10 protein-coding genes and 1 pseudogene are annotated in these 12,148 nt (G+C 70.8%); 10 read left to right on the forward strand and 1 reads right to left on the reverse strand.

Translation table 11 applies throughout. From position 1 onward, the window contains the following. The first annotated feature begins 440 nt into the window (after positions 1-440). The 6 genes from G3I41_RS32310 to G3I41_RS32335 all read left to right on the forward strand — a co-directional run bounded on the left by G3I41_RS32310 (position 441) and on the right by G3I41_RS32335 (position 7,537). Entirely contained in the window at positions 441-2,072 is a 1,632-nt protein-coding gene (locus G3I41_RS32310; protein WP_164404086.1) for an ABC transporter substrate-binding protein, read from the forward strand. 99 nt (positions 2,073-2,171) lie between these two features. Further along, on the forward strand, positions 2,172-3,095 hold the full coding sequence (locus tag G3I41_RS32315; protein WP_164404087.1) for an ABC transporter permease: 924 nt from the start codon (positions 2,172-2,174) through the stop codon (positions 3,093-3,095). Continuing rightward, positions 3,088-4,062, forward strand: a complete 975-nt coding sequence (locus G3I41_RS32320) for an ABC transporter permease (protein ID WP_164404088.1) — start codon at positions 3,088-3,090, stop codon at positions 4,060-4,062. The genes G3I41_RS32315 and G3I41_RS32320 overlap by 8 nt, the downstream gene beginning before the upstream one ends. 13 nt (positions 4,063-4,075) lie before the next feature. Further along, on the forward strand, positions 4,076-5,053 hold the full coding sequence (locus tag G3I41_RS32325; RefSeq protein WP_164404089.1) for an ABC transporter ATP-binding protein: 978 nt from the start codon (positions 4,076-4,078) through the stop codon (positions 5,051-5,053). Then, complete coding sequence (locus tag G3I41_RS32330; RefSeq protein ID WP_164404090.1) at positions 5,043-6,302, forward strand: dipeptide ABC transporter ATP-binding protein; 1,260 nt, start codon at positions 5,043-5,045, stop codon at positions 6,300-6,302. The genes G3I41_RS32325 and G3I41_RS32330 overlap by 11 nt, the downstream gene beginning before the upstream one ends. Positions 6,303-6,481: 179 nt before the next feature. Further along, positions 6,482-7,537 carry a hypothetical protein gene (locus G3I41_RS32335; RefSeq protein WP_343242268.1) on the forward strand — a complete coding sequence of 352 codons (1,056 nt, stop codon included), beginning with the start codon at positions 6,482-6,484 and terminating at the stop codon, positions 7,535-7,537. A 1-nt stretch (position 7,538) separates the two neighbouring features. Here the strand turns inward: G3I41_RS32335 and G3I41_RS32340 are convergent, their stop codons facing one another. Continuing rightward, on the reverse strand, positions 7,539-9,665 hold the full coding sequence (locus G3I41_RS32340) for an alpha/beta fold hydrolase (RefSeq protein ID WP_164404091.1): 2,127 nt from the start codon (positions 9,663-9,665) through the stop codon (positions 7,539-7,541). Between the two features lie 163 nt (positions 9,666-9,828). Here G3I41_RS32340 and G3I41_RS32345 point away from each other — a divergent pair, with 163 nt between their 5' ends. From G3I41_RS32345 to G3I41_RS37255, 4 genes and pseudogenes are all read left to right on the forward strand, one after another. After that, positions 9,829-10,023 carry a hypothetical protein gene (locus tag G3I41_RS32345; RefSeq protein ID WP_018100847.1) on the forward strand — a complete coding sequence of 65 codons (195 nt, stop codon included), beginning with the start codon at positions 9,829-9,831 and terminating at the stop codon, positions 10,021-10,023. 51 nt (positions 10,024-10,074) lie between these two features. Beyond that, positions 10,075-10,974, forward strand: coding sequence for an N-acetyl-1-D-myo-inositol-2-amino-2-deoxy-alpha-D-glucopyranoside deacetylase (gene mshB / locus G3I41_RS32350; protein WP_164404092.1), 900 nt, complete (start codon positions 10,075-10,077; stop codon positions 10,972-10,974). 56 nt (positions 10,975-11,030) lie between these two features. After that, positions 11,031-11,426, forward strand: coding sequence for a DUF6113 family protein (locus tag G3I41_RS32355; protein ID WP_343242269.1), 396 nt, complete (start codon positions 11,031-11,033; stop codon positions 11,424-11,426). Between the two features lie 165 nt (positions 11,427-11,591). Beyond that, a pseudogene (locus G3I41_RS37255) lies at positions 11,592-12,148 on the forward strand (hypothetical protein); the annotation flags it as partial.

Below are 12,148 nucleotides of genomic sequence, written 5' to 3' on the forward strand. Positions count from 1 at the left end.
TCAACGCAATTCACGCAGGGTCAATGAATGTCAGGCTGCCTTGGTCCGCTCTTTGGCAGCTTTGACTGTTCATGACCTCTGCGTGGTGAGTCTTTTACCTTGCATTTACCAGAACCGGGGCACATTGACCTGCAATCCCCTGCAATCCGGGCAATGAGTCCGATATCCGGGCGGCATTGTCTCGGAATTCGTACATCCGGAAGCGGCGCTATGCGGCCGATGCCGGTTCGTTGCCTCGTTGTTATCGCTTCGCCCTCGTCAGAGGGGGTGGAGGGCCGGTCGCAGTGTCGTGTACGCGTCCGAAATCCGGTGTCCGGGCGCGCGGGCGGAGGGCCGGCCGGCCGTCGCTCTGCCCGAATGGGGGGAGTAGATATGCGTACGCCCCGTTTCGAGGTGATATTTGACCTCACGTATGCCGGAGCAGAACGAGGAGGCACTCCATGCGCGGAGCCACACACGTCAAGTGGGCCGCATGCGCGGCGGCCGTCGCCCTGGCGGCGACGGCCTGCGGAGGGGGCGACAGCGGTGGCGGTGGAGGTGGCGCCGACGGGATCGTCAGCTCGTCCTGGGGTGACCCGCAGAACCCCCTGGAGCCGGCCAACACCAACGAGGTGCAGGGCGGCAAGGTGCTCGACATGATCTTCCGGGGTCTGAAGAAGTACGACCCGAAGACCGGCGAGGCCGTGAACATGCTCGCCGACAAGATCGAGACCAAGGACAACCAGAACTTCACCGTGACGGTGAAGGACGGCTGGACCTTCAGCAACGGCGAGAAGATCACCGCCAAGTCCTTCGTGGACGCCTGGAACTACGGCGCCCTCCTGAAGAACAACCAGAAGAACGCCTACTTCTTCGGCTACATCGACGGCTACGACAAGGTCCACCCCGAGTCCGGGAAGGCCAGTGCCACCAAGCTCTCCGGCCTCAAGGTGGTGGACGACAAGACCTTCACGGTCAAGCTGTCGCAGAAGTTCTCGCTGTGGCCCGACACCCTCGGCTACCCGGCCTTCGCCCCGCTTCCCAAGACCTTCTACACCGACCACGCCGGCTGGCTCTCCAAGCCCGTCGGCAACGGCCCGTACACCGTCGACAAGTACACCAAGGGCTCCTCGATGAGCCTGCGCAAGTGGGACGACTACCCCGGTGACGACAAGGCGCAGAACGGCGGCATCGACCTCAAGGTGTACACCGACAACAACACCGCCTACACCGACCTGACGGCCGGCAACCTCGACCTCGTGGACGACGTGCCCGCCTCGCAGCTCAAGAACGTCAAGTCGGACCTCGGCGACCGCTACATCAACACCCCGGCCGGCATCATCCAGACCCTCGCCTTCCCGTTCTACGACAAGAACTGGGACACCTCCGGCGCGGTCAAGGTCCGCCAGGGCCTGTCGATGGCGATCAACCGCCAGCAGATCACCGACCAGATCTTCCAGAAGACCCGCACCCCCGCGTCCGACTGGACCTCCCCGGTCCTCGGCGAGGACGGCGGCTTCAAGAAGGGGCTCTGCGGCAAGGAGTGCACGTACAACGCCGCCGAGGCCAAGAAGATGATCGAGGACGGCGGCGGCATCCCCGGCGGCCAGCTCAAGATCTCGTACAACGGTGACACCGGCTCGCACAAGGAATGGGTCGACGCCGTCTGCAACAGCATCAACAAGGTCATGGGCAACAACAGGGCGTGCGTGGGCGCCCCCGTCGGCACCTTCGCCGACTTCCGCAGCCAGGTCTCCCAGCAGAAGCTGCACGGCGCCTGGCGCGCGGGCTGGCAGATGGACTACCCGCTCATCCAGAACTTCCTGCAGCCCGTGTACTACACCAACGCCTCGTCCAACGACGGCAAGTGGAGCAACAAGCAGTTCGACGACCTCGTGGACAAGGCCAACGCCGAGTCCGACAAGGCCAAGGCCGTCTCCACCTTCCAGGACGCCGAGAAGGTCATGGTCCAGCAGATGCCCGTTATCCCGCTCTGGTACCAGAACGGCAGCGCCGGCTACTCGGAGAACGTCACCAACGTCTCGCTGAACCAGTTCAGCGTCCCGGTGTACGAGCAGATCAAGGTCAAGTAGGGGACGAAGCCGGGCGACCCGTGCGGTGACGCACCGGCCGCCCGGCTTCCCCGTCCCCCGACTCACGAGCCTCCGTCCCCGCGACCCCCGGAGCCCTTCATGGGACGTTATGTGATCCGGCGGCTGCTGCAGATGATCCCGGTCTTCTTCGGCACCACGCTGTTGATCTTCCTGATGGTGAACGTGATGGGCGACCCCATCGCGGGTCTCTGCGGCGACCGCCAGTGCGACCCGGCGACCGCCGCCCAACTCCGCACGGAGTTCGGCCTCGACAAGCCGGTGTGGCAGCAGTACCTGCACTACATGGGCAACGTCTTCACCGGGGACTTCGGCACCGCGTTCAACGGGCAGAAGGTCACCGAGCTGATGGGCACCGCCTTCCCCATCACCATCCGCCTCACCCTCGTCGCGATCGTCTTCGAGATCGTCATCGGCATCAGCCTCGGCGTCGTCACCGGGCTGCGCCGCGGCCGGCCGGTCGACACCACGGTCCTCATCCTGACGCTGGTCGTGATCTCGATCCCCACCTTCGTCACCGGTCTGCTGCTCCAACTGCTCCTGGGCGTCGAGTGGGGCGTCATCAAGCCGTCCGTCTCGCCCGAGGCCCCGCTGAACGAGCTGCTCATCCCTGGCCTGGTGGTCGCCTCCGTCTCACTGGCGTACGTCACCCGGCTCACCCGGACCTCGATCGCCGAGAACACCCGCGCCGACTACGTCCGCACCGCGACCGCCAAGGGGCTGCCCAGGCGCCGCGTCGTCATCCGGCACCTGCTGCGCAACTCGCTGATCCCCGTCGTCACCTTCATCGGTACGGACGTGGGCGCCCTGATGGGCGGGGCGATTGTCACCGAGCGGATCTTCAACATCCACGGCGTCGGCTACCAGCTCTACCAGGGCATCCTGCGCCAGAACTCGCAGACCGTCGTCGGCTTCGTCACCGTCCTGGTGCTCGTCTTCCTGGCGGCCAACCTGATCGTCGACCTCCTCTACGCCGTACTCGACCCGAGGATCCGCTATGCCTGAGCAGACACCGGACGAGGCGATCTCGGCCGCCGGAGCCGGCGGGCCCACGGACCTCGCGCTCGCGGAGGGCGACAGCCTGGAGAAGCCCCCCGGCGGCCCCGACGGGACCGGTCCCGACACCAAACCGCAGAGCCTGTGGTCCGACGCCTGGCGCGACCTGCGCCGCAACCCGGTCTTCATCATCTCCGCGCTGATCATCCTGTTCCTGGTGGTCATCTCGATCTGGCCGCAGCTCATCGCGTCCGGCGACCCGCTCGACTGCGACCTCGGCAAGGCCCAGGAGGGCTCCCAGCCCGGCCACCCCTTCGGATTCGACGGACAGGGCTGCGACGTCTACACCCGTGTCGTCTACGGCGCCCGCAACTCCGTGACCGTCGGCATCTGCTCCACCCTCGGCGTCGCCCTGATCGGCAGCGTCCTCGGCGGGCTCGCGGGGTTCTTCGGCGGCTGGTGGGACGCGATCCTGTCCCGGCTCACCGACATCTTCTTCGGCATCCCGGTCGTCCTCGGCGGTCTGGTCTTCCTCTCCGTGGTGACCAGCTCCACCGTCTGGCCGGTGATCGGCTTCATCGTCCTGCTCGGCTGGCCGCAGATCGCCCGCATCGCCCGAGGCTCCGTCATCACCGCCAAGCACAACGACTACGTCCAGGCCGCCCGGGCCCTCGGCGCGTCCAACGGCCGGATGATGCTGCGCCACATCGCGCCGAACGCCGTCGCCCCGGTCATCGTCGTCGCGACGATCGCGCTCGGCACGTACATCTCGCTGGAGGCGACCCTGTCGTTCCTCGGCGTCGGGCTGAAGCCGCCCGCCGTCTCCTGGGGCATCGACATCTCGGCCGCGTCCCAGTACATCCGCAACGCCCCGCACATGCTCCTCTGGCCCGCCGGCGCGCTGGCGGTCACGGTGCTGGCCTTCATCATGCTCGGCGACGCGGTGCGCGACGCCCTCGACCCCAAGCTGCGCTGAGGAGTCCGCTGCCATGTTGCTCGAAGTGCGCGATCTGCACGTGGAGTTCCACACCCGGGACGGGGTGGTGAAGGCCGTCAACGGGGTCAACTACTCCGTGGCCGAGGGCGAGACGCTGGCGGTGCTCGGCGAATCCGGCTCCGGCAAGTCGGTCACCGCACAGGCGGTCATGGGCATCCTCGACATGCCCCCGGGGAAGATCCCGCAGGGCGAGATCCTGTTCAAGGGCCGCGACCTGCTGACGATGAGGAAGGAGGAGCGCCGGAAGATCCGCGGTCAGGAGATGGCCATGATCTTCCAGGACGCGCTGTCCTCCCTCAACCCCGTGCTGACCGTCGGCGAGCAGCTCGGCGAGATGTACGTGGTGCACCGCGGGATGTCCCGCAAGGACGCGAGGGCCAAGGCCGTCGAGCTGATGGACCGGGTCCGCATCCCCGCCGCCAAGGAGCGGGTGGGCAACTACCCGCACCAGTTCTCCGGCGGCATGCGCCAGCGCATCATGATCGCGATGGCGCTCGCCCTGGAGCCCGCCTTGATCATCGCCGACGAGCCGACCACCGCGCTCGACGTGACCGTCCAGGCCCAGGTGATGGACCTCCTCGCGGAGCTCCAGCGCGAACTGAACATGGGCCTGATCCTCATCACCCACGACCTCGGCGTGGTCGCGGACGTCGCCGACAAGATCGCCGTGATGTACGCCGGCCGGATCGTCGAGACCTCGCCCGTGCACGACATCTACAAGGCACCCGCCCACCCGTACACCAAGGGCCTGCTGGCCTCGATCCCGCGCCTGGACCAGAAGGGCCAGGAGCTGTACGCGATCAAGGGGCTGCCGCCCAACCTGCTGCACATCCCGCCCGGCTGCGCCTTCAACCCGCGCTGCCCGATGGCCCAGGACGTCTGCCGCACCGACGTGCCGCCGCTGTACGACGTGGCCGAGCACCGACAGAGCGCCTGCCACTTCTGGAAGGAGACGCTCGATGCACGCTGACCACTCGGGGCGCAAGGAAGCCCGCGAGGAGGGCGAGACGGCGCGCACCCTGCTGTCCAAGTCGCGCCAGCAGAGCGCCTACGCGGGCGGCGAACCGATCCTGGAGGTGCGCGACCTCGTCAAGCACTACCCGCTGACCCAGGGCGTCGTCATCAAGAAGCAGGTCGGCGCGGTCAAGGCCGTCGACGGCGTCACCTTCGACCTCGGGGCCGGCGAGACGCTGGGCGTGGTGGGGGAGTCCGGCTGCGGCAAGTCGACGGTCGCCCGGCTGCTCGTGCACCTGGAGAAGCCGACGGCCGGCTCCATCCGGTACAAGGGCGAGGACATCACGAAGCTCTCCGGCCGCGCGCTCAAGGCCGTCCGGCGCAACATCCAGATGGTGTTCCAGGACCCCTACACCTCGCTCAACCCGCGCATGACGGTCGGCGACATCATCGGGGAGCCGTACGAGATCCACCCCGAGGTCGCCCCGAAGGGCAGCCGGCGCCGCAAGGTGCAGGAGCTCCTGGACGTCGTCGGGCTCAACCCGGAGTACATCAACCGCTACCCGCACCAGTTCTCCGGCGGTCAGCGCCAGCGCATCGGCATCGCCCGCGGCCTCGCGCTCAACCCGGAGATCATCGTCGCCGACGAACCGGTCTCCGCGCTCGACGTCTCCGTCCAGGCGCAGGTCGTGAACCTGCTGGACCGGCTCCAGGCCGAGTTCAACCTGAGCTACGTCTTCATCGCGCACGACCTGTCCATCGTGCGGCACATCTCCGACCGGGTCGGCGTGATGTATCTGGGCCGGTTCGTGGAGATCGGCACCGACGCGGAGATCTACGACCACCCCACGCACCCGTACACGCAGGCGCTGCTGTCCGCCGTGCCGGTGCCGGACCCCGCGGCGCGGGAGTACCGCGAGCGGATCATCCTGCACGGCGACGTGCCGTCCCCGGCCAACCCGCCCTCCGGCTGCCGCTTCCGCACCCGGTGCTGGAAGGCGCAGGAGCGGTGCGAGCTGGAGGTGCCGCTGCTGGCGGTCCCGGCGGCGTTCCTGGACGTGGACAGCCCGGCCCGGCACGCCTCCGCCTGCCACTTCGCGGAGGAGAAGCGGGTGGTCCCGCCGGAGGGCACGCTCGATTCCGTGCCGGGGGAGGGCGGCCAGGAGGGGGCGACGGAGCGGGCGACGGAGGCGGCGAGGCAACCCGGGCCGACGGACCCCGACGAGGGCCCGCCCCCGCCCTCCGGGAGCAGCCGGGCCGTCTGACGCGGCGTTAACACCGGGGCAACGTGCCCGATATACGGGCGCGGCATCCTGGACGACGTACGGCCGTGCGGGTGCCGTGGACCGGCCGGCGGGGTGTGACGCCCCCCGGCCGGTCGCCGTAGCGGCGGCCGGCGCAGGCCCTCTTGTCCGCCGGGCGGACGCACGGAAGTATCACCGATGTGATACTCACCCGCGGAGCAAGAGCCACCGGAGCCGTCCTGTCCGCCGTGCTCGCGGTGATCGTCGCGAGCTGGCTGATACGGGACGTCGATGCGCTGGGTTTCGGCCAACTGTGGCGGAACTGGGCTGGGTTGTACGACACGAGCCTGCGGGTCGCTCCCACCACCTCGGGCACGGACCTCGTCCTGTTCGTGGTGTACGTGGCCGTCGCCGTGGCCGCTCTGCGCGCCGCGTCCGCCGCGTCCGCGCTCGCCGTCGCCGGGATGGTCACCCTCACCGTGCGGCTGCCCGGACTCTGGACCATCGGCAGCCACCGGATGGAGGCGGTGTACTCCGACGACCTGCGCTCGCGGGCCCTGATCTGCGCCTTCGTCGCCGTCGCCGCGGGCGCCGCGATGGTCATCACCGCCGGGGCGGGCCGCCGGCCGCCCGTCGACTCCTACGAGCGGACGCCGACCGGGCCGGGCCCCGGCGCGGGCGTCCTGGCGTTCCTGGCCCTGTGCGCCGCCGGGGCGGTGCTGATCGCCTGGGAGATCCGCCAGGTCGTCCGGGACCCGGAGTTCTTCCCCGACTGGTACGTGGGCGGCGACCGGATCGCGCAGTACCTGACCGGTCCGCCGCCGGGCTGGGCGACCGTGATGCTCGCCCTGCTCTGCGTGTTCGCCGGGATCAGCGCCGCGGCCCGGGCCCGGCACGCCCGCCCGTTCGGCCTGGTGGCCGCGGCGGTGCTGCTGCCCGGCGGGGTGTTCGGGGTGGTCCGCATCGTGCACTACGACATGCTGGAGCACTTCGGCGACCTGCCGACCGAGCTCCAGCTCAGCCTGCTCAGCTCGTTCTTCCAGCTGCTCGCCGCCCTGGCCGCGCTCCTCGCCCTCGCCGTGCCCGGCCCGGTCCCCGCCCCGGGCCAGGACCCGTGGGCCGGCGGCCCGGGATGGGGCCCCACGCCGGCCACGCCCCCGTACCCCGGACAGCGGCCCGGCTACGGCTACCCGCAGGGCGGCAGCGGCGGCTTCGGTCCGCCCCCGCCGCCCTCGCAGCCGCCGCCCGGCTGGTAGCTCAGAGCCCCAGCGACCGCTTCAGGAAGTCCACCTGGAGCAGCAGCAGGTTCTCGGCCACCTTCTCCTGCGGGGTCATGTGGGTCACCCCGCTCAGCGGCAGCACCTCGTGCGGGCGGCCCGCGGCGAGCAGGGCCGAGGACAGCCGCAGGGTGTGCGCGACGACCACGTTGTCGTCCGCCAGACCATGGATGATCATCATGGGCCGGACCTGCTCGGCCGCGTGCGACAGCCCCTCGTCGGTGAGCAGCGAGTTGTACGCGTACACCTCCGGGCTCTGCGCCGGGTCGCCGAGGTAGCGCTCGGTGTAGTGGGTGTCGTAGAGCCGCTGGTCGGTGACCGGGGCGCCGACGACCGCCGCGTGGAAGACGTCGGGCCGCCGCAGCGCGGCCAGCCCGGCCAGGAAGCCGCCGAACGACCAGCCCCGGATGGCCACTCGGTCCAGATCCAGCGGGAAGCGCTCCGCGAGCGCGTGCAGGGCCTCCACCTGGTCGTCGAGGCTGAGCGCCAGATTGTTCTTGACCGCCTTCTCCCAGGCCGGTGAACGGCCGGGCGTCCCCCGGCCGTCCGCGACGACGACCGCGAAGCCCTGGTCCGCGAACCACTGCGAGGTGAGGTGCGGATGGTGGGCGGCCACCACCCGCCAGCCGTGCGGTCCGCCGTACGGGTCCATGAGGACCGGAAGCGGACCATCCGACTCCGAGTACCCGGTGGGGAGCAGCACGGCGCACGGAATCCGCCGTGCGCCCCCTTCGGTGAGCACCGGCCGCGCGGTCAGCACCGGGCGCTCCGCACGGTTCTCCACGACGGCGACCTCCTTGCCGTCCCGCAGCACCCGCGCCGTCGTCCCCGGCCGCTCCGGCGTCGCCGAGACCAGCACCGTCACCCGGCCCGACCGGACCGCCGTGTGCACGCCGGCGCCCTCGGAGACCCGCTCGACGCCCAGCTCGTTGACCCGGTACACATGGCTCTCGCCGGTCTCCGGCTCCGCCGCCTCCGCGCCCGCCGACGCCGACACCAGGACGTCGGAGTCCCCGATGTCCAGCACCGACTGGAGGTGCAACTGGCCCCCGGTCAGCGTCCGGTCGCCGACCGCGAGGCGCCGCGCCCCGCCCTCGTCCGTGATCCGCACGAGCCGCCCGTCCGGCGCCCACGCGGGGACCCCGGGGAACAGCTCCAGCCAGACCGGGTCCTCGTCCGCGTGCACGGTCCGGGTCGCCCCGGTCTCCGGGTCCACCGCGAGGTACAGCTGGCTCCGCTGGTCCCGGGCCTGGACGAGGAGGAGCGGAGCCCCGTACGAGGACCAGTGCACCCGCGCCAGATACGGGAACCGGGCCCGGTCCCAGACCACTTCGGTGCGCGTGCCGTCCAGGTCCACGACGTGGAGCCCCACCACCGCGTTGGGCGTGCCCGCCGCGGGGTACGCGACCTCGGCCGGCTTGCGCTCGGGGTGCGCGGGGTCGGCGATCCACCACCGCCGCACGGGGCTGTCGTCCACCCGGGCCACCAGCAGCCGGTCGGACTCCGGGGACCACCAGAAGCCCCGGGTGCGGCTCATCTCCTCGGCGGCGATGAACTCCGCGAGCCCGTACGTCACATGGCCGTCCTCCGGCTCCGCGAGCGCCCGGTCCGCCTCGCCGTCCACACCGACGACCCGCAGGGCACCCTTGGACACATAGGCGACGTGTCGCCCGTCCGGGGAGGGGCGCGGGTCGATCACCGGGCCGGGAACGGGCAGCGCGCGCGCCCCGCCCGCGCCCAGACCGGCGACGTACACCTTCCCGGAGAGCGCGAACGCGGCCAGTTCGGCGGACCCGTCCAGCGCGTAGCCCACGATCCCCGACGAGCCCTCGCGGCTGCGCTCCCGCCGGGCGCGCTCCTGCGCCGACAGGCGCTCCTCGGAACCGCCCAGCAGAGCCGCCGGATCGGCCACCAGGCGTTCTCGCGGCCCGGTGTCCTCGTCGAGGTCCAGCACCCAGAGCTGCCCCGAACGGTCCGTACCCGAACCCGAGCGCAGGTAGACCACGCGTCCACCGTCGGGTGACACCGTGAACGCGCGCGGTGCCCCAAGGGTGAATCTCATGGTCCGGGCCAACTGGAGCGGAAACGTGATCTCTGACGAAGTCATGCGCCGAACCTATCGGCCGCGCCCGTCCGTGCGCCCCTCGTGCTGCTGTGCCCCGACCAATGCGTTGCCACGGATAGTTATGATCCGTAGCGCTCGGTGGGTATGAACCTGCTGGCTCCACGCGTGCTGCCCGTCCCGACCGTACAGATGGAGGTGAACCGCCGTGGCGCTCTCGATTTCGGCGGTGGTGCTGCTGGCGATCATCGTCTTCCTGCTGATCCGGAAGTCCGGACTGAAGGGAGGACATGCGGTCGTCTGCGCGCTGCTCGGTTTCTATCTCGCCAGTTCGTCCATCGCGCCCACCATCTCCGAGCTCACCACGAACGTGGCGGGCATGATCGGCGGCATCAAGTTCTGACGCGGTCACCCGTCGGCGGGCGGCCGTCGCGCAGGCTCGTAGGCTGGTCCCATGACGGACCTTCCCGCCCGGCGGCTGCTCCTGGTGCACGCGCACCCGGACGACGAGTCGATCAACAACGGCGCCACCATGGCCAGGTACGCGGCCGAGGGCGCCCTGGTCACGCTGGTGACCTGCACGCTCGGCGAGGAGGGCGAGATCATTCCGCCCGCCCTCGCCCACCTCGCCGCCGACCGCGACGACGCGCTCGGCCCGTACCGCGTCGGCGAACTGGCGGCGGCCATGAAGGAGCTGGGCGTCACCGACCACCGCTTCCTCGGCGGTCCCGGCCGCTACCGGGACTCCGGGATGATGGGCACCGAGCAGAACCACCGCCCCGGCGCCTTCTGGTCGGCCGACCTCGACGAGGCCGCCGGACACCTCGCAGGCGTGATCCGCGAGGTGCGCCCCCAGGTCCTGGTGACGTACGACCCCGACGGGGGCTACGGGCACCCCGACCACATCCAGGCCCACCGGGTCGCCACCCGCGCCGCCGAGCTCGCCGCCGACGCCGCATACCGCCCCGGCTCCGGAGCCCCGCACGCCGTCGCGAAGGTCTACTGGAACCGGGTGCCGCGCTCGGTCGCCGAAGAGGGGTTCGCCGCGCTGCGCGCCGAGGCCCCGGACGCGTTCCCGGGGATCGCCGAGCTCGGCGACGTACCGGGGGTGGTGGACGACGACCGCATCACCACCGTGATCGACGGCGCCGGCCACGAGGACGCGAAGGCCGCCGCGATGCGGGCGCACGCCACCCAGATCGCCGTCCAGGGACCGTACTTCGCCCTGTCGAACGACCTCGGGCAGCCCCTGTTCACCACGGAGTACTACGAGTTGGTCACCGGTGTACCCGGCGCACCGGCGGGCGAACGCGAACGGGACCTCTTCGCGGGCGTGCCGGGGGCGGACCGGTGAGCGGCAGCAGCAGGGCGCGGGCCGGCGGCAGCCGGGCGGAAGCGCAGAAGAGGGACATTCCGGCCAGTGGTCTGGCCGCTCCCGTCAACCCCGCCCGGATCGCCGCCCTGTTCGGGCTCGCGGTCCTCGGTGCCGTCGTCGGCATCGCCGGGGCGCTCGTCCAGCCCGCCTGGTTCCCGGGCGGGCTGCTGCTCGCCCTGGCGGCGGCGGCCGGCCTCTTCTATGGCGGGCGCACGCTGATGGGCACCCAGCCCGGAGCGGTCGCACCGGCTGCGGGGTGGCTGGTTTCGGTCGTCTTTCTGCTCAGCGGGCGGCCCGAAGGGGACTATGTCTTCGGTGACGCGCTCGGCCTCGGCCTCTTCATGCTGGGCGGAATGGCCCTCGCTGTGATCTGCGCCACCATGTCGCGATCGTCCGGGCAGCGGGCCGAAAGCGGCCGACCTGCCAAGTAATGTGCTCCGTCCGATCCCGTAATGCCCCCTGCCCGTCCGGGGGGTGCGCAGTCGTTTCCCCCGGTCGCGGGGTGTGTGCCGGCGGCGGCCAGTATGGTGGTTCGCGCGCCCGGGCTGCGGCACGGGGGGAAGTACGGGCGGCGGAGCCAATCGGGAGAACCTGCTTTGAGTCGTGAAACTGACAGTTCGTCCTCCGGGCCCCAGGGTCGCGGAGGAGCCGCGTACCCCTCGGGTACGCCGCCGTACGGATCCCGCCAGTATCCGTCGACGCACCCGTCGCAGGACGCCCCGGAAGGGTCCCGGGAACCAGGCGGTGCGGACCGGCCCGACGAGCCGAAGACCGAGACGACGCTGACGACGCGCATCCGGATCAACATCCCGGGGTCGCGCCCCATCCCGCCCGTTGTCATGCGTACGCCCATGGCCGACGCCGACGCCGAGGGCGAGCGCACCGGCTCGACCCCGCGTCCGGGCGCCTCCGCACCGGGCGGCGCGCCGCGGACGCCCCAGGCACCGGGCGCGGAGAGCGGCGAGGACGCGGACCCGGCGGAGTCCGCCGGGAATCCGGCCAAGGAGAAGAGCGGCAGCGACTGGTTCGCCCCCCGCAAGTCCCCGGCGGCAGCCAAGCCCCCGGCGGACGGACGGTCCGGCGGCGGCGACACGGACGGCGCGGGCTTCCCCGCGCCGGGCGGCGCCGGTGGTCCGGGTGCGGCTGAGGGCCC

Origin of the sequence: Streptomyces sp. SID9727, assembly GCF_010550605.1 — a bacterium.
In the GTDB taxonomy this organism is placed as follows: Bacteria; Actinomycetota; Actinomycetes; order Streptomycetales; family Streptomycetaceae; genus Streptomyces.